Source organism: Arthrobacter sp. 4R501 (assembly GCF_002929755.1).
Classification (GTDB): Bacteria; Actinomycetota; Actinomycetes; order Actinomycetales; family Micrococcaceae; genus Arthrobacter.
Map to the genome: position 1 here is coordinate 164336 of NZ_PJIW01000008.1, position 19448 is coordinate 183783.

Sequence of the window (19448 nt, forward strand, 5' to 3'; positions counted from 1 at the left end):
TGGCTTTCTTCAAGAAAGTTAGCTAGGGTGCCTTTATGGTTCTCCGCTCCGACTGGTCCCAGCGCAACTGCAGCATGGCACGAGGTCTCGACATTTTGGGTGACCCCTGGAGCATGCTGGTGCTCCGCGAGGTCTTTTTCGGCAACGGGCGCTTCGACGCCATGAAGTCCCGGCTCGCCGTCGCGGATTCGGTGCTCACCAGGCGCCTGGTGGGTCTCGTGGAGTCGGGGCTGCTTGAGAAGAAGGCGTACGACGACGGCGGCCGCCCCCGCCAGGAGTACGTCCTGACCCCCAAAGGTGAGGACGCCCTCCCGGTCCTGAACGCCGTGGTCATGTGGGCGGAAAAGCACCTCCCGGCACCTTCTGACCAGGCCCACATGTTCGTGATCCATTCCGGCTGCGGCCAGCGGACCAGCTCCGCGGACACCTGCACCGGCTGCGGGGAACGGCTCACGGCCGCGAACACCAGCTGGCACAGTCTCACCCGGACGGACGCGCCCGTGCAGCTGGCCACGGCCGCATGAGTGCCACCGAAACCACGCGCCGCCGACTGCACCCCGCCTGGATCGTCGCGGCCGTCGCCTTCCTGGCCCTCGTGGGAGCGGCCGGATTCCGGGCCGCCCCGGGTGTCCTCATGGTGCCGCTGCAGCAGGAGTTCGGCTGGTCCACCACCGTGCTGTCCGCAGCCGTCAGCATCAACCTGGTGCTGTTTGGCCTGACCGCCCCCTTCGCCGCTGCCCTGATGGAACGGTTCGGGATCCGGACCGTCACCGCCCTGGTGATGATCGGCGCCGGCAGTGCGCTCACGGTCCTGGTCACCGAGTCCTGGCAGATCCTCCTGACCTGGGGCCTGCTGATCGGGCTGGGCACCGGCTCCATGGCGCTCGTCTTCGCCGCCACCATAGCCAACACCTGGTTCTCGAAGAGCCGGGGCCTGGTGATCGGCATCCTGACCGCCGGCAGCGCCGCGGGCCAGCTGGTGTTCCTGCCGTTCATTGCCATGCTGGCCCAGGATCCGGGCTGGCGGCAGGCCTCGCTGCTGATCGCCGCCGGCGCGCTGGCGGTGGTGCCGCTGGTGCTGAAGTTCCTCAAGAACTCACCGGCCGACGTCGGCGCCTTGCCTTACGGTGAAACGGCACCTGAGGAGGGAACGGCTGAGTCTGCCGCCGCCCCTGCCGTGGAAAGCGGGCGCAGCAGCAACGCCGCAGTGCGCGCCCTCCAGGTACTCAAGCGGGCCAGCAAGGTGCGGACATTCTGGGCGCTGGTGGCCGGTTTTGCGATCTGCGGGGCCACCACCAACGGGCTGATCGGCACCCACTTCATCCCCTCCGCCCACGACCACGGCATGCCCGAAACCACCGCGGCCGGGCTGCTCGCCGTCGTCGGAATCTTCGACATCCTGGGCACCATCGCGTCCGGCTGGCTGACCGACCGGTACAACCCCAAAATCCTGCTGGCCGTCTACTACCAGTTCCGGGGGATCGGCCTGCTCGTGCTGCCGCTGCTCCTGAGCGCCACCGTCCAGCCGAGCATGATCGTTTTTGTGGTGATCTACGGCCTGGACTGGGTGGCGACGGTACCGCCCACCGCGGCAATCTGCCGCAAAACGTTCGGCGCGGACGGCAGCGTGGTGTTCGGCTGGGTGTTCGCGGCCCACCAGCTGGGCGCGGCCGCCGCCGCCCTCGGCGCCGGTGCCATCAGGGACGCCACCGGCCAATACACTTACGCCTGGTTCGGCGCGGCCGCCATGTGCACCATCGCCGCCGTGATCAGCGCGACCATCCGCAAGGACGCTGGCGCCAAGGAACCCGTCCCGGTCGGAGCTGCGTAACTACCCGGCAGTCCCGATGCGCAGCGTCAGCGTGCGGGCCTCCGGACGAAGGGCGAAGTCCGGCCAGACGTCCGGGCCGCAGGCCCGTGAACCCAACCCATGCTGGGCGGCGTCCAGGTAGAGGTAGCTGTGCTCGCTCGGAGGCAACTCGTGGGGATGGGCTGCGGAGCTGACCTCCTGTGCGGTGTGACGGGCCAGGGTGAAACCGGGCCGGCGCCCGCGGGAATCCGCCACCGTCTCGATTTTCAGCCAGGGCGCGCCCGCATTGTTCAGCTCAAGTGAACGCACGGCACTGCGGTGCCCGCTCTCCTGGGGCTTCGCGTACGTCACCGTGAGGTCGTCGATTGCTGCCGAATACCGCCCGATCAGTGCCGCGTGCATGCTGTCCGGATACGATTCCCGGGGGCCCGCGCCAAACCATGAGGCGCCGTCCACGGAGCCGGGCAAATCGAATCTGACCCCGATGCGCGGCCAGATCATGTCCCAACCGGCACTGGGAACGATGTCCAGGCGCAGCCACAGCTCCCCATCCGCGAGCTGCCACTGCTCTTCGACCGTCACAGAGTCGGCGCTGTCCGCCGGCGCATACCGTGTCCGGACCACTACGGATTCGTCGTTCGCCGCGACTTTCTCCACGCGGGCAGTCAGACGGTCCAGGCCTGCTTTCCGCCACACCGAGGCCGACGTCGGGGCGGGCACGCCGTTTCCATTGTTCAGCCACGGGTCGGCGAGATCGTAGCTGCCGCGGCCCGCTCCGCCGTCGTTATCCGTCGGTGCGCGCCAGAGCTCCAGGCGGGGACCGGCCACGGACAAACCGCCAAGTGACACGAGCCGGCCCTCCTCGAAGCCAGCCGGTCCGAGGTTCAGCTTTCCGGTTCCCGAGGATTCGGCACGCGCAGACTCGGCCCCCAGAGAGCCGGTCCGGCCTGCGGAAGCCAGCGGGCGCGGCGACTGAACCGGTGCCGCAGGCTCCGAGAGATCCAGTTGGGCGGCTGAAATCACGTGCCCGGCCGGAGCCCAGTCGGTGTTCTTGCGGAGAACGGCATCGACGGTGAGCCAGTGCTCGCCGTGACCTGGGACGGCGAACTCGGGTAGCGCGAGGGTCACTGATTCGCCGGCCGCAAGCGCCTTGCCGGACGTGCCGGCCACTGCCAGTTCGCCCGAGTCGCTGCGGACCCCATCCACCTCCGTCCGCCACTGGAACACAACGTCGGACGCGTCCGCCGAGTGCCGCAGATTCGTGACGGTAACGAATCGCCGCGCACCGCCGTCGGACGCTGTTCCGACGGGCACCTCGGTGCCGAAGCCCAAACGGATCGGCGCCACGATCTGCTTGTATTCGAACAGCCCCGGACTCGGCGTCGAATCGGAGAGGACCATTCCGTCCATCACAAAGTTGCCGTCGTGGATGACCTCGTTGAAATCGCCGCCGTAGGCGAAGAATTCGGTGCCGTCTTCCGTCCGGGTGCGGATGCCGTGGTCCCGCCACTCCCAGACGAACCCACCGTGCAGCCGTGGGTAGCGGTCAACGAGGTCCTCATACTGGTCGATGGCGCCGGGGCCGTTGCCCATCGCGTGAACGTACTCGCACAGGATGAAGGGTTTGGTCCGTTGGCGTGCCGACTCGGCGGCGGAACAGCCGAGCAGCAGGGATCCGGAGTCGTCGCGGCCGATCGCCTCGGTCTCGGGGACGGAGGAGTACATCCGCGAATACACGTCCGTGTAGGCGCCGCTGTAGTCGCCCTCATAGTGGACCGGGCGTCCGGCGTCACGGGCATGGGCCCACGCGGCCATTGCGGCGAGGTTGGCGCCTGTGCCGGCCTCGTTACCGAGCGACCACATAACGATGGAGGGGTGGTTCTTGTCGCGCTCGATGGTGCGCTCGATGCGGTCCACGAAGGCGTCACGCCAGGCAGGATCATCACTGGGATTTCCGGCCCACTGCTGGGCATCGAATCCGTGCGTTTCGAGGTCGCATTCGAGGACCACCCAGAACCCCATTTCATCGGCCAGGTCCAGCAGCCTCGGATGCGGGGGATAGTGGCTGGTGCGGATCGCATTGACGTTGAACTGCTTCATAAGGGCCAGATCGGCGCGGGCAGATTCTTCGTCGAAGACGCGGCCCCGGTCCGGGTGTGTCTCGTGCCGGTTCATGCCGTGGAACACCACCCGCCGGCCGTTCACCAGAAAGCGGTCCCCCACGATTTCCACCGTGCGGAAGCCCAGGCTGAGGGAGAGCGTTTCGGCAGCGCTGCTCACCGTTGCGTCATACAGCCGCGGGATCTCGGCAGACCACGGTTCGACGGCGTCGATCGCCACCGGGGCAACGTCCGCCGCGGAGTTCCACGTGACGTCCACGCCCAGCTCCGGCACGGACAGCGTCACCGGAAAGGCGTCACCGTTTGCCGTGATTTCAGGGTCAATTATGCCGGCGCCGGAATCACCGGAGCCGCTGAACGACGTGCGCAGCCAGGCATCGTCGATGCCGCCCGCGGGCCGGGCCTGGAGCGTCACGTCACGGAAGATGCCAGGCAGCCACCACTGGTCCTGGTCTTCGAGGTAGCTCGACGCCGACCATTGGTGCACCCGGACGGCCAGCACGTTCGATCCCGGGCGGACAGCGTCCGTTACGTCGAACTCCTGGGCCAGCCGGCTCCCGACGCCGACGCCGATCGGCACCCCGTTGACCCATACCTTGTACCGCGACTCGACGCCGTCGAACCGCAGAAGGATCCGTTCGGCTTCGGTCCATGCCTCCGGCAGTTCGAAGGTGCGCCGGTAGTCGCCGGTGGGATTCTCATCGGGGACGTTGGGTGCATCGGTGGGGAAGGGAAAACGCACATTCGTGTAGATCGGCCGCCCATAGCGCCCGTCGCCTTCCAACACCCAGTGGGCCGGAACGACGATCTCGTCCCACGAGGAGTCATCGAAGGTCACCTCGGCGACGCCCTCGAGAGCCTCGCCTGCGGGCAGGACGCCGCGGCCCCCGGGGGTTCCCGGTGCACCGGGCAGGAGCCGGAAGCGCCAGTTGCCGTTCAGTGACTGGGCGGGAGCGGTGGTGTGCAGCCAGGATCGGGCGGCTGTCCGCCTGCCCGAACCCGGTCCGCGGTCGATGATGTAGGAAACATCGGCGGTGCGCCCGGATGCTGTGGACTGGGACATTACTTGACTGCTCCTTCTATAAGCCCGCCGCGCCAGAAGCGCTGCAGGACCACCATGGCAAGACTGTGAGGCCCGACACATCTGGGGGCCGATACGAGAAAGGCTAACACAAAATTCGAGTAGTCACTCGAGTTTTGAATTTATCCCCATATCCGCCTGTACACTGGCTTGCCATGACCACAAACGAGGCGAGCCGGCCCTCCCGGCGGGGACCATATGCGAAGTCGACGGAGCGCCGGCAGGCGATCCTTGTTGCCGCGCACGCCGTGTTTGCGGCCCGCGGGTACCGTGGCGGCTCCTTGCAGGACGTTGCCGACCACGTCGGAATGAGCCAGACGAGCCTCTTGCATTACTTCCCGACGAAAAGCGATCTGCTGCTTGCCGTGCTCGATTGGCGCGACTCGATATCCGGAGATGACCCAACGCCTCCCGATTCGGAGGAAACGCTCGTTGACGCCGTGATCCGCCAGGCGCGCTTCAACGAAGAGATCCCGGGCGTCATTGAGTTGTACACCGTGCTGTGTGCGGAATCCGTCACGGACGGCCATCCGGGTCGCGAATTCTTCACCGAACGATTCGAACGGCTGCGGAGGAGCTACGCGCGTCGGTTCGCGCAGCTCGCCGAGGAAGGGCGGCTCCGCGATGGCGTCGAACCGGAGGCCGCCGCGGCATCATTGATTGCGCTGTGGGACGGCATCCAAACACAGTGGCTGCTATCGCCCGAGAGCGTCGACATGGCAGGGTGCCTGCGGGGCTACCTCGAGCTGGTCATCCTGCCCGAATAGCCGCCGTATCGTCCCAACTGGGTAGCAGTAAGTGTCGCTATGAGCCCTCAAAACGACACTTACTGCTAGTCAGTTGGGATGAGGGGCGGGCGGGCTTACCGGAACGCGCCGAGGCCGGTGATGTGCTGACCAAGGACGAGCATATGGACCTCGTCGGTGCCCTCGTAGGTGCGGACTGACTCCAGGTTGGCAGCGTGCCGGAGCGGCGAGTAGTCCAGTGTGATGCCGTTGCCACCGAGGATGGAACGGGCCTCGCGGGCGATCTTGATGGCCTCGCGCACGTTGTTCAGCTTGCCCAGCGAGATCTGCTCGGGCCGCAGCTTCCTTTCGTCTTTGAGGCGCCCCAGGTAAAAGGCCAGCATGGTGCCCTTCTGGATCTCCAGCAGCATGTTCACCAGCTTCTCCTGGGTCAGCTGGTACCCGGCCAGCGGCTTGCCGAACTGCAGCCGGTCCTGGGAATACGCCAGGGCGGCTTCGTAGGAATCACGGGCAGCGCCCATGGCACCCCAGATGATCCCGTAGCGGGCCTCGTTCAGACACGTAAATGGCCCTCGCAAGCCCAGGGCGGCCGGCAGCATGGCCTCCGGTCCCAGTCGGACGCCGTCGAACACCACATCGCACTGGATGGAAGCGCGCATGGAGAGTTTCTGAGTAATGGGCGTTGCGGTCACGCCCGGCGTACCGGCCGGCACCAGGAAGCCGCGTACGCCGTCGTCGGTTTGGGCCCACACCACCATCACCCCGGCCACGGAGGCCAGCCCGATCCAGCGTTTGGCACCGTCGAGGACCCAGCCGGCGTTGTCCCCGGTGCCGTCCCGGCGGGCGAAAGTGGTCATGGAGGACGGGTCGGAGCCTGCCGTGGGCTCAGTCAGCGCGAAGCAGCCGATGACCTCGCCGGCGGCCATCCGGGGGAGCCACTCCTCCTTCTGGTCCTCCGAACCCCATTTGTGGATGGCCGTCATGGCCAGGGACCCCTGCACCGAGACGAAGGTCCGGATCCCGGAATCGCCGGCCTCGAGTTCCATGGCGGCAAGGCCGTATTCGACGGCGGTGCGGCCGGGGCAGCCGTAGCCTTCCAGGTGCATCCCCAGGACGCCCAGCTCGCCGAGTTCGGGAGCGAGCTCCAGCGGAAAGACGGCGTCGTCATACCAGCGGGCGATGTTTGGTTTGATCCGCTGGTCGGTGAAGTCGCGGATCCGCTGACGAAGCGCGCGTTCCTCAGCGCTCAGCAGCGCATCAAGGGCCAGGACGTCGGAGGGGTCCGGTGTAGGGGGCACGTCGGCTGTGACTTCAGCGTCGCTCATCTGAGTATCTTAGGCCGACGCCGCCGCGGTGGCCGCCGCCGCCGGCTTCCCGGTAAAGTACTCCCGCGTTGACGGCAGGAACCGGCAGACAACAGCCAGGACAACGCCCAGGGCAAGGAGCACCACGCCGCTGACAAAGGCCCCACCGATGCCGAGGATCTGCGTGTCACCGTAGGCCGGATCCCACATCTGGACGGCGGAAATGAAGAACGCCGCCGTGAGGATCAGTGCCCCGAGCAGCGGAAGGATGCCCCGGAACCAGAGGTTGCGGGCCGATTCCCGGAACGTGGCGCGGAAATACCAGAAGCACGCGAAGCCCGTCAGTGCGTAGTAGAACGCGATGAACAGGCTGATGGCGCTGATGGAATCGGAGAGCAGGTTTTCGCTGAGGAAGCTCATGGCCACGTAATACACCACGGCCGCTGCGCCCATGACCTGGGTGGAGAATCCGGGGGTCTGGTTGCGGGTATGGACTTCGCCGAACTTCGGCGGCAGCGCGCCGTGCACACCCATCGATAGTGTGCCGCGGGCCGTAGGCAGGATGGTGGTCTGCGTGGAGGACAGGACCGAAGCCAGCACGGCCACCACAATCAGCCAGCCCCACGGACCCAGGACCACGTCCTTCATGGCCAGGAAGACGTCGGCCTGGTTCGCTTCGTTGCCCAGGCCGATGCCCTCGGTACCCACGGTGGCGTACATCATCACGAGCAGGGCGACAGAGACGTAGATGGCCACGAGTACAAAGGCTGAAATAACTGCGCCGCGCCCCGGCGTGGTGGTCGGGTTTTCGGTTTCCTCGTTCACGGCCAGGCAGGTATCCCAGCCCCAATAGATGAACAGGGCAAGCAGCGCACCGTGCACCACGGCGAACGGGTCCGCGAAGGCACCGGCCGGGTTGAACCACTCGAAATCGAAGGCCTGGCCCTCAGGGGCCCCGCCCGCGATCCGCACAATGATGGCCAGCGCGAAGATGCCCAGCGACACGTACTGCACATAGGTCAGGACCCGCTGGACGTGCTCACCCAGCCGGATGCCCCGGTAGTTCACCAGGGTCATGAAGACGATGAACAGCACGCCGGTGGCCGTGACCACCACCTTGTTTTCGGCCAGTGAGCCGTCGCCGATCAGCAGCCACAGGTACTGGCCTGCCACCTGCGCCAGGTTGGCCAGGACCACGATGCCGGCCAGGGCAACACCCCAGCCGCCCAGCCAGCCCGCCCAGGGGCCGAACGCCCGGCGGGACCAGGTGAACGTGGTCCCGCAGTCCGGCATGGCGCTGTTCAGCTCACGGAACGCGTAGGCGATGAACAGGACAGGGATGAACCCGAGGACCAGGACCAGAGGGGTGTAGTTTCCGTTGACAGCCACGATCAGGCCCAGCGTGGCGGCCAGCGAATACACGGGCGCCGTGGACGCGAGGCCCAGCATGACCGAGTCGCCGAGGTCCAGGATCCCGGCATGGAGCCCCTTGGCGGGGACGGCACCCCCGGATGGTCCGCCGGAAGCGCCGCCCGCCGTCGTCGTCTCCGCACTCATACGGTCACCGGGCTCTGGAATATCAGGGTGCTCATAGTGCGATACCTGCCTTGCTTGATTTGCTGGATGTGCTGGACAGGGCCTGCGCTGAAAGCGGCGCCGGGGCGTCAATGGTGTTGGGCACAAAACGGCAGAAGTAATCGGTGATGGGGCCGTCCGATTCGCGGATCCCGCAGCCCACGGACTCGCCGTCCACCACCCAGAGGCCGAGGACGGGGTGGTTGCCGTCGAAGTCGGGCAGCGCATGGAACTGCTGGTAGCACCAGCCCTCACGGCCGTACCCGCCCGGTTGCTCCAGGCTGATGCCCGGGGCGTGGACCTTGATGTTGTCCCCTTCGCGCCCATGCAGCGGCTTGGCCACCCATTCCTTCAGGGGCCCGGGCTCGTTGAGGTAGGCCGGCAGCAGGTTGGGGTGGTCCGGGTACAGGTGCCACAGAGCAGCCAGCAAGGCCTTGTTAGAGAGCAGCATTTTCCACGCAGGCTCCACCCAACGGGGATTATGTGCGCGCTGCAGCAGCCGGTGCCCGAACGGCTCCTTCATCATCAGTTCCCACGGGTACAGCTTGAACATGGTGCTGATCATGAAGTTGTCCAGGTCCACAAAGCGGTTGAGGTTGGGGTCCCAGCCGATGTCCGACATGTTGATGCCGATGGTGGTCCAGCCGGCCTGGCTGGCCACGTCCCGCATGTACGCGGCCGTCATCCAGTCCTCGCCGGACTCCTCGGCTTCGGAGTGGGCTATGTGGAGCGTGCTCATGCCGGTGCGGTACTGCATCTTCTTCCACTGCCGGATCAAGGCCTCGTGGATGCCGTTCCACTGGTCCTTTTCCGGGAACACGTCCTGCAGCCAGAACCACTGCGCGACGGCGGCCTCGATTAGTCCCGTGGGGGTGTCCGCGTTGTACTCCAGCATCTTGGCCGGTCCGCCCTGGCCGTCATAGATAAAATCGAAGCGCCCGTAGACATCCATGTCCGCGGCCTGCAAAGACTCAGCCGCGAGCTCCAGGGCCTGCGGGCCGATGCCGATGTTCCCCATGGTGCCGGTGGCCAGGAATTTGGCTGCCTCCAGGCACATCTTGTGCATGTCCTCGGCCGTGACCTCCAGCGTCTCCACCTCGTCCATGGTGAATTCGTAGTAGGCGGCCTCGTTCCAGTATTCGATCTTCTTACCGTCGGGCATGGTGGTGGTGGAGAAGACCAGGCCCTGCTCTTCGATCTTCTGCTTCCAGTCGGGCCTGGGCTCCGATAACAACCGCTTCACGCCTAGCCCCCCGTGCTTCCGCCTTTGGAGCTGCTGCCAAAGCCGCCCCTGCTGACCGTTCCGCCCTTGGTGCTGTACCCGGTGGAAGCCTTGGCGCCGCTGGGGATGGTGCTGGTGTAGCTCGGGTATGAGGACCGGTTCTGGCCCACCCCGGGAACGCTGGCGCCGCGGGAGTAGAAGTACCACGCGTAGAGTGCACCGCTGCGGCCGGCGGAGCTGTTGCACTGCGTATCTTCCACGCGCTCGCCGGTTTCGTCGTTGAAACAGACCTGGGCGTAGTCGGCCTCATCCTGGTTGCTGGCCACGACGGCGGTGATAGTGCCAGCAAGGAGGGCCGTGACTCCCAACCCCACCACTACGGTTCGCCGCTGGGAACGCTTCTTGCGCGCGGCCGCATCATGGGTCTGGCGCTCGCGGTCCCGGGCGAAGGGATCAACCGTGGGAATGGGTTCATTCAGGAGTTCAGGACGCAGCTCCGGCTTGGGAACCTGCCACGGCGGCGGCTTCGGCGCCCCCTGGTCCTTGCCTTGACCGGTGCCCTGGTCCTTGGCCTGGTCTTTGTCCGGACCGTTGCCTTGGTCCTTTTCCGGGTCCATGACGTCCCCCTTGGTAGTCCATGCTGAATGTGGGCGCAACTGTGCGCCGGAAGCTCAATCCTGAAATCAGCGTAGTCTCTGCCCGGTCCGGCTGCGAGCACGAAACGGGAGAGAACTGCCAATCTCCGGTTCCGGCGGTGGCTGCAACGCCGGGAACCCTACACTGGAGCCATGGAAACCGCATCAGTGCTAGCCGTCTGCCGTGTCCACCAGCTCCTTCCCGATGAAGGCAGCGTGGGAGTCACCGCTATCGACAAGCGGCCGGTGGAAGGTCCCGTCAAAGTCCACAAACTCGGCCTCCACGGTGACGTCCAGGCAAGCCGGATCCACCATGGCGGCGAAGACCAGGCCATCTACGCCTACTCCCAGGATGATGCCGACTACTGGGCGAAGGAGCTTCAGCGCGACCTCACGCCCGGGATCTTCGGGGAAAACCTTCGCGTGTCCGGTATCGAGACCACCGGGGCAGTGATCGGCGAACGCTGGAAGATCGGGCTCGACGTCGAAGTTGAAGTGACTTCGCCGCGCGTCCCGTGCGCCGCCTTCCAGCGTCGGATGGGGGAGCCGCAATGGGTTAAGCGCTTCACGGAAGCGGGCCGGATTGGTACCTACCTGCGCGTGATCCGCACCGGCACCGTCCAGGCCGGCGACCACATCCATCGGCTTTTCGTGCCGACCCACGGCATCACCATCGGAAAGTGGTTCAGCGAACCTGACCTTGAGTCCATGGAAGCGTTGCGGGATGCCGACGCCGACGGTGAGATCCGCCTCCAATCCGAGTACCACGACGCCTTTGAGGCGCTGCTGCGGCGGCTGGGACGGTAGTGTCACGGCCTTAGCCGGATGGAACCCGACGGCCATGTGCGCAAGCTCACCGCCGCCGTCGTACGTTCAATTAGCCGCAAAGCGGATCTGTACCTTACACTTGAAATATCCCCCACTCCGGAAATCCCTTATTCCTGCCCAATTTTTGAGGCAGGACTGGCAAGTGTTGGGGCCCGCTATTGTGATGCGGGCATTTTCATAGGGAGAGCCGGCTAAAGAAAACGCTGTACAGACTGCTGGGATAGCAGCCAAGAGATGCAGCGGGAAGTCCTGCCACGGGATTGCGAAAGCGCCGGACTTCTAAGTGACCGGCCGGTCAATGTATGCCCGGCACCCACGGCACATGTACTGCGGCTCCGCTCACCTCGGGTTGTGCCGCCTGGCCCCCTATGGATGAGGAAATTTCCCTATGCCTGAAAATCAGACCAACGACGAGACCGCTATCACCGCCGAAGCAGTAACTGCCGAAACCGTCGCCGTCGAGTTCACCGAGGCCGTTGCCCCCGCAGCAGAGCCCGCCGCTACCGAAGCTGAAGCGCCCGCCGCTCCCGCTGAAGAAGCCCCCGCCAAGGTCGAAGAAGCGCCCGCCGCTCAGACCGAGGCGCCTGCTGCCAAGTTTGAAGAAGCTCCCGTAGCTAAGACCGAAGAAGCACCCGCCAAGGCTGAGGAAACCGAAGACGAGGGAGTCAAGTTCGCCGATCTCGGCATCGACGGCCGCGTCCTCGCCGCCCTGATGGACGTCGGCTACGAAAAGCCTTCCCCCATCCAGGCAGCAACCATCCCGCTGCTGCTTGAAGGCCGCGACGTTGTGGGCCTCGCCCAGACCGGCACCGGTAAGACTGCAGCATTCGCAGTACCGGCACTGTCCCGCCTGGCCGAGCTCCACGACCTCAACGGCCCGTCCCGCAAGACCCAGGCCCTGGTCCTGGCTCCGACCCGCGAGCTCGCGCTCCAGGTTGCCGAGGCCTTCACCTCGTACGCCAAGCACATCGATGACTTCACCGTCCTCCCCGTCTACGGCGGCTCCGCTTACGGCCCCCAGCTCGCCGGCCTGCGCCGCGGTGCCCAGGTTGTCGTCGGTACTCCCGGCCGTGTGATCGACCACATCTCCAAGGGTTCCCTGGACCTGTCCGAGCTCCAGTACCTGGTGCTGGACGAGGCCGACGAAATGCTGCGCATGGGCTTCGCCGAAGACGTGGAGCAGATCTTCCAGCAGACCCCGTCGGACCGCCAGGTTGCACTGTTCTCGGCCACCATGCCGAGCCAGATCCGCCGCATGTCCAAGCAGTACCTGAACAACCCGGCCGAGATCTCGGTCAAGTCCAAAACCACCACCGGCGCCAACACCCGCCAGCGGTACCTGCAGGTCATGGGCCCGCACAAGCTTGACGCCCTGACCCGCATCCTCGAGGTTGAAGAGTTCGACGGCGTTATCGCCTTCGTGCGCACCAAGATGGCTACCGAGGACCTGGCTGACAAGCTGAAGTCCCGCGGCTTCCAGGCCGCCGCCATCAACGGCGACATCCCGCAGCAGCAGCGTGAACGCACTGTCGAGGCGCTGAAGGAAGGCCGCATCGATATCCTGGTGGCCACCGACGTCGCGGCCCGCGGCCTTGACGTTGAGCGCATCAGCCACGTGGTCAACTACGACATCCCGCACGACACCGAGTCCTACGTCCACCGCATCGGCCGCACCGGCCGTGCAGGCCGTTCCGGCGACGCCATCCTGTTCATGACGCCGCGGGAGAAGTACCTGCTGCGTTCCATCGAAAAGGCAACACGCCAGCCGGTGGAGCAGATGCACCTGCCCACGGCCGAGACCGTGAACACGCTGCGCCTGGGCAAGTTCGCCGAGCGCATCACGGAGACCCTCGAGTCCGAGGACGTTGCCGCGTTCCGCGACCTCATCTCCTCCTACGAGGAAGAGCACAACGTGCCGGCTTCGGAGATCGCTGCCGCGCTGGCAGTGATGGCCCAGGGCGGTCAGCCTCTCCTGGTCAAGGAACTGGCCGCAGCTCCCGATTTCCAGAAGCGCGAGCGCTCCAAGGACGGCTTCGGCTCACGTGGCCCCACCCGTACTCTCACCGAGGGCAACGCCACCTACCGGATCGCCGTCGGACGCCGCCAGCGCGTTATGCCCGGTTCCATTGTGGGCGCCATTGCCAACGAGGGCGGCATTTCCTCGGCCCAGATCGGCGGCATCGACATCCGTGCGGACCACTCCCTCGTGGAGCTCCCGGCGGACCTCAGCGCCGACCAGCTGAAGGCTCTGTCCCGCACCCGGATCGGCGGCGAGCTGATCCACCTCGAGCTGGACAACGGCCGCAAGCCCTCCGGTGACGGCGAGCGTGGCGGCTACCAGGGCAACCGTGGTGGCGGCGATCGCGGCGGTTACCAGGGCAACCGTGGCGGCGGCGATCGCGGCGGTTACTCCGGCGGTGGCGACCGTGGTGGTTACTCCGGCGGCGGCGCCGGTGGCGGCGACCGTGGCGGCAACTTCAAGGGCAACGGCGGGTTCAAGAAGGAATTCCGCAAGACCGACGGCGAGCGTAGCTCCGCTGACCGCGGCGGCCGTTCCTTCAGCGACCGCAACGAGCGCAGCGTGGGCACCGACGCGGCACGCAAGCCGCGCACCGAAGGCGGCTTCAAGCCCCGCAACAAGTGGTAACCACTGCTTCCTAAAGTGAACTGGGAACGGGCCGGCTTCTTGCTGGCCCGTTCTGCTTTAAGTCCGGCGCTTAAGTTGGCTTGGTCACATCCCCTCAGGGATCCGTCTCCGGGCCGGTTCAAGGGCCGTCCGGAGGGCGCCGAAAGCCCGGATTTCCGGCACTTTTGGCGCCGCGGGCGTCGTTCTGGAGCCGATTTGTTGGTGGCCAAGTCTTCCGGTAGAGTATTTACTCGTTGCCCCCCTAGCTCAGTGGTAGAGCGCGTTCTTGGTAAGAACGAGGTCACCGGATCGATTCCGGTGGGGGGCTCTGGATGAGGGCCTGTGTCAAGGCGGTTATTGACCGGCTTGGCGCAGGTTTTTCTCATTCGTGGCGGTGTAGCTCAGTTGGTTAGAGCGCACGACTCATAATCGTGAGGTCGGGAGATCGAGCCTCCCCACCGCTACAGGCTAAGCCCCCGGAATCCACGGATTCCGGGGGTTTTTCTGTCTGCCCGCACGACGGTGTGTTTGCCGCGGCGCGAGGCCGTGACAAGTGCTCCTTTTCGCCGTAGCTTTGCTGCACGTGGCGATGGGGGATTGTAGTGGACTTCTTCGGAACCATCATGGGTCCGTTCAATTGGCTTGTATCCGCCGTCATGGTCGGAATCCATGACGTCCTGAGCAGCGTGGGCATGCATGCGGCAAGCGGCTGGACGTGGACTGTGTCCATCATCGGCCTGGTGCTGATCATCCGTGCCGCCCTGATTCCGGTGTTCCTGCGGCAGGTCAGCGCCCAGCGCCGGATGCGGCTCCTGCAGCCGGACCTGAAGAGGCTGCAGGAGAAGTACAAGGGCAAGACCGATCAGCTGTCCCGGCAGGCCATGGCCCAGGAACAGATGGCCCTCTATAAGGAACACGGGACCAACCCGCTGTCCGCCTGCCTGCCGATGCTCATCCAGGTGCCGTTCTTCTTCGCGCTCTTCCAAGTGCTCTCCGGCATCCCAGCCGCAGCCAGGGAAGCCCACGGCATCGGAGCGATGACCCACGAACAGGCTGTGCAGTTCGACGACTCAAGCATTTTCGGCGCCCCGCTGTCAGCATCCGTGCTGCACGGCAGTGGTGGTGACCCCGCGGCGGTCGCAGTGCTGACCGTCCTGATGATCCTGGCCATGACGGCGGCACAGTTCATCACGCAACGACGGATCGTGGCCCGGACCCTGCCTGACGAGGCCGCAGACAATCCCCTCGCGCGCCAGCAGAAGGTGATCATGTACATCTTGCCATTCGTCTTCGGTGTGGGCGGCGTACTCTTCCCGATCGGCGTCTTGATCTACTGGACCACCACCAACCTCTGGACCATGGCGCAGCAGTTCACCATCAAATGAGGGTGCGCCTACCCATCCACTGCCGACGGCGGCACAATGGGCGGATGGGCCAGCTCATCTACTCAGGCATCGTGTCCCTGGACGGCTACGTCGCGGACCGCAACGGCAACTTCAGCTGGAGCGAGCCGGACGAGGAAGTCCATACGTTCGTCAATGATCTCGAACGCGATGTGGGCACCTACCTTTTCGGCCGCCGCATGTACCAGGTCATGTCTGCGTGGGAAACCTTCGATACCCCCGATCAGCCGGACTACATCCGGGACTTCGCGCGGATCTGGCAAGGGGCAGACAAGGTTGTCTACTCCACCACCCTCACCGCCGCATCCACGGCCAAAACCAGGATCGCGCGGACCTTTGTTCCCGACGCCGTCCGGGACCTCAAGAACGCCACGGACGCGCACATCAGCATCAGTGGCCCCACGCTGGCCGCTGCCGCACTCCGGGCCGGGCTGGTGGAGGAATGCCGCGTGTTCCTCAATCCGGTGGCCGTGGGAGGAGGCCTTCGCTTCCTGCCGGACGGGCAGGGCCTGCGGCTGGAACTCCTCGAAGAGCACACCTTTGGAAACGGCGTGGTCTACCTCCGCTACCGCACACAGGCATAAGGGGCAGAATGGGGGCATGACCAGCATAGTTATCATTGGCGGCCACGGCAAAGTGGCCCTCCACCTGTCCACGCTTCTTACAACCGAAGGTCACAGCGTCACGTCGATCATCCGCAACCCGGACCATGCCGCAGACGTCGCGGCTACCGGCGCTACGCCGTCGGTCCTGGACGTTGAAAATTCGACTACGGCGGCAATCGCCGACGCCCTCAGGGGCCATGACGCCGTGGTCTGGTCCGCCGGGGCCGGGGGAGGAAGCCCGGAACGCACCTATGCAGTGGACCGTGACGCGGCCATCCGGTCGATGGACGCGGCGGCGGAGGCCGGCGTCGGGCGTTATGTGATGGTGTCCTACCTGGGCGCGGGGCCGGACCATGGCGTTCCGGCCGAGAACAGCTTCTTTGCCTACGCGGACGCCAAAGCAGCGGCGGATGAGTACCTGCGCGGCACCTCACTGGCCTGGACCATCCTGGGTCCGGGGACGCTGACGGACCAGCCGGGGACTGGACTCATCGAAGTGGACCCCGGAACGGACGGCAGCCGGGCAACCTCCCGCAGCAACACGGCCAGTGTGGCCGCCGCAGTGCTTGACCTGCCCGAAACGGCGGGGCGGACCATCGAATTCCGTGACGGCACACTCCCGATTGCCGCCGCCCTGGAGCCGCAGCCGTAGCCGAGAGGGACCGGCCGCGACGCTGGAATAACACAGCGCGAAGGGACAGTTGAGGCCCTGGAACCGATGCGGCTCCGGGCCTTAAGTGTCCCTTCCCGCCGTTGGAGCACGCAGCTTAGTCCGGAACCGCGAGCTCCAGGTCCAGGGTGTTCTTTTCCACATAGTCGAGGGCGCACCGGACGGCTCCTACGGTCACGATCGAATCCCCCAACGGTGAGACCGCCACCCTCGGGGGAGTGACGGTGTACTTGGCCAGGTGCCTGGCGATCGGCTCGAGCAGCACGCCGGCGGAGTTCGCTACGGCCCCGCCAATGACCACGAGTTCGGGGTTGATCATGGTGGCGACGGCCCCGATGACCCGGGCCATCCTGTCGGCGAGTCGTTCCAGAATCGCGCGCGCCACGGCGTCGCCGTCCGCGGCGGCCGCGAAGACGTGCTCTGCTTCCGCGCCTTTGGCGGCGTGATCCCGGAGCGACGTCTTGGCCTTGCCCGCAAGCGCCTCTGCGGCCCATCTCCTGGCCAGGGACGCTATTCCGTAGGTGTCTCCCACTCCCTCAAGCATGTCGAGGAAGGCAAGCTCGCCGGCGCCTCCGCCGCGGCCGTGCAGCAGCCGTCCGCCGTCGATCACGCCCGACCCGAGGCGCTCACTCGCGAGGATGACCACGACGTCGTCCACGCCGGCAGCGGCGCCCCGCCAGCGGTCGCCCAGGGCGGCCAGGTTCGCATCGTTTTCCAGCAGCACCGTCCAGCCCCGCCGGTCCCGCAGGGCGGCCTTCAGGCCGACGTCGAACAGTCCCCAGAAGTGCTGCGTCACCAGCACCTCGCCGTTCCGGTCCACCGGCGCCGCAATGCCGGCGCAGACCGCCAGAACGGAATCGGGGGAGGCTCCCACGCTGTGGAGGGCCATCATGGCGGTGCGGTCAATGACGGCGATGCGTTCCTCGGCCGGGATGTCTGCTTCCGCGAAGGGCTGGCTGGACCTGCCGAGGGCCTTTCCGCGAAGGTCGGACACCACCACGGTGGCCTTTGAGACACCCACGTCCATGCCCAGAACGTAGCCTGCGCGTTCGTTGAGTTCGAACCGCCGTGCCGGCCGGCCTTTCTGGTAGCCGCCGAAGGCCCGCTGGTTTTCCAGCTCCCGGATCCAGCCTCGGTGCATGAGGTCCTCGCACACGGATATGGCCGTGGCCCGGGTCAGTCCGGTGGCTTCCATAACGTCGGTGACCGTTACAGCCTGCGACGCGCGCATAAAATCCAGGACGGCTCCGGCACTCACGCGTCTGAGCAACTGGGGTGTTGCGACGGAAATTTCGGACATGGTGTTGACCCCCTGTGTTCTGCACCACATAATACTTGAGAAACTAAATTTAGATTCCAAATAAATGCTTGCCAGGTGGGCCGGACGGCCGCCGAGCCACCGGTCTTCAAATTCCTTCATTCAGCCTTTGCAAAGGAGCAACAGTGAACCGCATCCCGAAGCACTGCCCGCCTTCACCACAGTCCTCTCCCTGCCGTCCGTCGGCTCCCGCCCTGTGAACAGCACCGTGCCCGCAACATTGCCCAGCAGGCGCTCGATGTTCCGGGCGGCCGGCCTGGCCGGAGCAGCCGCCTTCCTTCCCCTCACCGGTTGCGCCGCCGGCGCAGGGCAGCAGGCCGGCGTCACCACCCTGCGGTTTATGCAGAACAAGCCGGAGGTGGTGGGCTACTTCAACCAGGTGATCAAGGACTTCGAAGCCCTGAACCCGGATCTCCGGGTCATCCAGGACTTCAATGAGGGCAACTTCGTCCCCGGCCTGGTCCGCAACGATCCGCCCGACGTCGTGACCCGGGGATTCGCGACCGAAACGGCTGAGTTCGTCCGGAAGGGAATCTTCGCAGACCTGTCCGGCCTTCCCGTGGCCAAGACTGTCGATCCGAAGTTCCAGGACCTCATCAGTTCGTGGGGACAATACAAGGGGAACGAAACGAGTGCCCTGCCGTTCTCCATTGCTGCGGCCGGGGTCATCTACAACCGCGACATCTTCGCAGCCCACGGAGTGGCTGTTCCAACCACGTGGGACGCCTTCATCGCCGCGTGTGAGACCTTCAAGGCGGCAGGCATCACGCCGATCTACGGGACGTTCAAGGACGCCTGGACCCTCCGCCAGGGTGCCTTCGACTACGTCACCGGCGGAATGCTGGACGTCGGGGGATTCTTCCGGGACCTGATGGCCAAGGGGGCCAACATCCCGCAGTCCGCCCCCGAGTCATTCAGCAATCACTACCGCTCCTCGCTGCCAAAAATCCTGCAGCTTGCGTCCTACTCGCAGAACGGGGCGGCCAGCAAGAACTACTCTGACGGAAATGCCGCCTTCGGCAAGGGCCAGGCCGCCATGTATCTGCAGGGGCCGTGGGCGCTCTCCCAGCTGGTTCAGGCCAACAAGGACATCAAGCTGGGCACTTTTCCGCTGCCGGTTACCAACGACCCGGACCAGACCAAGGTGCGCGTCAACGTGGACATGGCACTCTCCATCACCCGGAACACGCGGAAAAGGGCCGCTGCCGAGAGGTTCCTCAACTACCTGCTGGAACCGTCCGTGGTCAACACGTACAACGAGAAGAACGCGGCGTTCTCTCCGCTGATAGGCGCCCCTGCCGTGAGCAACCCCCATCTCCGCGGTGTTGCCGCCCACGTGGCCGAAGGCCGCTACTACCAGGGCGCCGGAACATACTTCCCGCCGTCGGTCCCCATGAACAACTACATTCAGTCCTTTGTCTTCAACAAGAACGGTGAACAGTTCCTGACCACGGTCGACGACGAATGGCGCCGCGTCGCCGAGCGGACAGCGGTCTGATGCCCAC

14 protein-coding genes, 2 tRNA genes and 1 pseudogene are annotated in these 19448 nt (G+C 65.5%); 11 read left to right on the plus strand and 6 right to left on the minus strand.

Annotation, left to right across the window (positions count from 1 at the left end):
• Window positions 1-35 precede the first annotated feature (35 nt).
• Both CXR02_RS10045 and CXR02_RS10050 read left to right on the plus strand, forming a co-directional pair.
• Window positions 36-524 carry a helix-turn-helix domain-containing protein gene (locus tag CXR02_RS10045; RefSeq protein WP_104061858.1) on the plus strand — a complete coding sequence of 163 codons (489 nt, stop codon included), beginning with the start codon at window positions 36-38 and terminating at the stop codon, window positions 522-524.
• Complete coding sequence (locus CXR02_RS10050; protein ID WP_104061859.1) at window positions 521-1831, plus strand: MFS transporter; 1311 nt, start codon at window positions 521-523, stop codon at window positions 1829-1831. Before CXR02_RS10045 ends, CXR02_RS10050 begins: the two co-directional genes overlap by 4 nt.
• Here CXR02_RS10050 and CXR02_RS10055 read toward each other — a convergent pair whose 3' ends face one another.
• A complete protein-coding gene (locus CXR02_RS10055) occupies window positions 1832-4993 on the minus strand; it encodes a glycoside hydrolase family 2 TIM barrel-domain containing protein (RefSeq protein WP_104061860.1) in 3162 nt (1053 codons plus the stop codon).
• Window positions 4994-5166: 173 nt separating this feature from the next.
• Here CXR02_RS10055 and CXR02_RS10060 point away from each other — a divergent pair, with 173 nt between their 5' ends.
• Window positions 5167-5778, plus strand: a complete 612-nt coding sequence (locus CXR02_RS10060; protein ID WP_104061861.1) for a TetR/AcrR family transcriptional regulator — start codon at window positions 5167-5169, stop codon at window positions 5776-5778.
• Window positions 5779-5873: 95 nt separating this feature from the next.
• Here CXR02_RS10060 and CXR02_RS10065 read toward each other — a convergent pair whose 3' ends face one another.
• The 4 genes from CXR02_RS10065 to CXR02_RS10080 are packed head-to-tail and all read right to left on the minus strand — an operon-like array spanning window position 5874 to window position 10475.
• Window positions 5874-7082 (minus strand): acyl-CoA dehydrogenase family protein, encoded by a 1209-nt coding sequence (locus CXR02_RS10065; protein WP_104061862.1) that lies wholly within the window; start codon window positions 7080-7082, stop codon window positions 5874-5876.
• A 9-nt stretch (window positions 7083-7091) separates the two neighbouring features.
• Window positions 7092-8618: an APC family permease gene (locus CXR02_RS10070; protein ID WP_104061863.1), complete on the minus strand. Its 1527-nt coding sequence runs from the start codon at window positions 8616-8618 to the stop codon at window positions 7092-7094.
• 31 nt (window positions 8619-8649) lie between these two features.
• Window positions 8650-9879, minus strand: a complete 1230-nt coding sequence (locus CXR02_RS10075; RefSeq protein WP_104061864.1) for a glutathionylspermidine synthase family protein — start codon at window positions 9877-9879, stop codon at window positions 8650-8652.
• A gap of 2 nt (window positions 9880-9881) precedes the next feature.
• On the minus strand, window positions 9882-10475 hold the full coding sequence (locus tag CXR02_RS10080) for a Tat pathway signal protein (RefSeq protein WP_104061865.1): 594 nt from the start codon (window positions 10473-10475) through the stop codon (window positions 9882-9884).
• A 171-nt stretch (window positions 10476-10646) separates the two neighbouring features.
• On the opposite strand from CXR02_RS10080, the gene CXR02_RS10085 reads away from it, so the two are divergent.
• The 7 genes and pseudogenes from CXR02_RS10085 (at window position 10647) to CXR02_RS10115 (ending at window position 16607) form a co-directional block, all read left to right on the plus strand.
• Window positions 10647-11300, plus strand: a complete 654-nt coding sequence (locus CXR02_RS10085) for an MOSC domain-containing protein (RefSeq protein WP_104061866.1) — start codon at window positions 10647-10649, stop codon at window positions 11298-11300.
• A gap of 409 nt (window positions 11301-11709) precedes the next feature.
• Window positions 11710-13968, plus strand: a complete 2259-nt coding sequence (locus CXR02_RS10090) for a DEAD/DEAH box helicase (RefSeq protein ID WP_104061867.1) — start codon at window positions 11710-11712, stop codon at window positions 13966-13968.
• Between the two features lie 235 nt (window positions 13969-14203).
• Window positions 14204-14275 (plus strand) — tRNA-Thr (locus CXR02_RS10095).
• 62 nt (window positions 14276-14337) lie between these two features.
• Window positions 14338-14411, plus strand: a tRNA-Met gene (locus CXR02_RS10100).
• Window positions 14412-14549: 138 nt separating this feature from the next.
• Window positions 14550-15326, plus strand: a pseudogene (gene yidC, locus CXR02_RS10105) (membrane protein insertase YidC); the annotation flags it as partial.
• Between the two features lie 50 nt (window positions 15327-15376).
• On the plus strand, window positions 15377-15934 hold the full coding sequence (locus CXR02_RS10110; RefSeq protein ID WP_104061869.1) for a dihydrofolate reductase family protein: 558 nt from the start codon (window positions 15377-15379) through the stop codon (window positions 15932-15934).
• A gap of 16 nt (window positions 15935-15950) precedes the next feature.
• The gene (locus tag CXR02_RS10115) at window positions 15951-16607 is read left to right on the plus strand and encodes an SDR family oxidoreductase (protein ID WP_104061870.1); all 657 of its coding nucleotides are present in this window, start codon (window positions 15951-15953) and stop codon (window positions 16605-16607) included.
• 115 nt (window positions 16608-16722) lie between these two features.
• Here CXR02_RS10115 and CXR02_RS10120 read toward each other — a convergent pair whose 3' ends face one another.
• The gene (locus tag CXR02_RS10120) at window positions 16723-17925 is read right to left on the minus strand and encodes an ROK family transcriptional regulator (RefSeq protein WP_104061871.1); all 1203 of its coding nucleotides are present in this window, start codon (window positions 17923-17925) and stop codon (window positions 16723-16725) included.
• 127 nt (window positions 17926-18052) lie between these two features.
• Here CXR02_RS10120 and CXR02_RS10125 point away from each other — a divergent pair, with 127 nt between their 5' ends.
• Window positions 18053-19441: an ABC transporter substrate-binding protein gene (locus tag CXR02_RS10125; protein ID WP_258060905.1), complete on the plus strand. Its 1389-nt coding sequence runs from the start codon at window positions 18053-18055 to the stop codon at window positions 19439-19441.
• Window positions 19442-19448: the final 7 nt, after the last annotated feature.

What these genes read in the sequence shown, in the direction of transcription:
- CXR02_RS10045 (WP_104061858.1), top strand. Translation starts at nt 36, where the DNA reads ATGGTTCTCCGCTCCGACTGGTCCCAGCGCAACTGCAGCATGGCACGA.
- CXR02_RS10050 (WP_104061859.1), top strand. Translation starts at nt 521, where the DNA reads ATGAGTGCCACCGAAACCACGCGCCGCCGACTGCACCCCGCCTGGATC.
- CXR02_RS10055 (WP_104061860.1), bottom strand. Translation starts at nt 4,993, where the DNA reads ATGTCCCAGTCCACAGCATCCGGGCGCACCGCCGATGTTTCCTACATC.
- CXR02_RS10060 (WP_104061861.1), top strand. Translation starts at nt 5,167, where the DNA reads ATGACCACAAACGAGGCGAGCCGGCCCTCCCGGCGGGGACCATATGCG.
- CXR02_RS10065 (WP_104061862.1), bottom strand. Translation starts at nt 7,082, where the DNA reads ATGAGCGACGCTGAAGTCACAGCCGACGTGCCCCCTACACCGGACCCC.
- CXR02_RS10070 (WP_104061863.1), bottom strand. Translation starts at nt 8,618, where the DNA reads ATGAGTGCGGAGACGACGACGGCGGGCGGCGCTTCCGGCGGACCATCC.
- CXR02_RS10080 (WP_104061865.1), bottom strand. Translation starts at nt 10,475, where the DNA reads ATGGACCCGGAAAAGGACCAAGGCAACGGTCCGGACAAAGACCAGGCC.
- CXR02_RS10085 (WP_104061866.1), top strand. Translation starts at nt 10,647, where the DNA reads ATGGAAACCGCATCAGTGCTAGCCGTCTGCCGTGTCCACCAGCTCCTT.
- CXR02_RS10090 (WP_104061867.1), top strand. Translation starts at nt 11,710, where the DNA reads ATGCCTGAAAATCAGACCAACGACGAGACCGCTATCACCGCCGAAGCA.
- CXR02_RS10110 (WP_104061869.1), top strand. Translation starts at nt 15,377, where the DNA reads ATGGGCCAGCTCATCTACTCAGGCATCGTGTCCCTGGACGGCTACGTC.
- CXR02_RS10115 (WP_104061870.1), top strand. Translation starts at nt 15,951, where the DNA reads ATGACCAGCATAGTTATCATTGGCGGCCACGGCAAAGTGGCCCTCCAC.
- CXR02_RS10120 (WP_104061871.1), bottom strand. Translation starts at nt 17,925, where the DNA reads ATGTCCGAAATTTCCGTCGCAACACCCCAGTTGCTCAGACGCGTGAGT.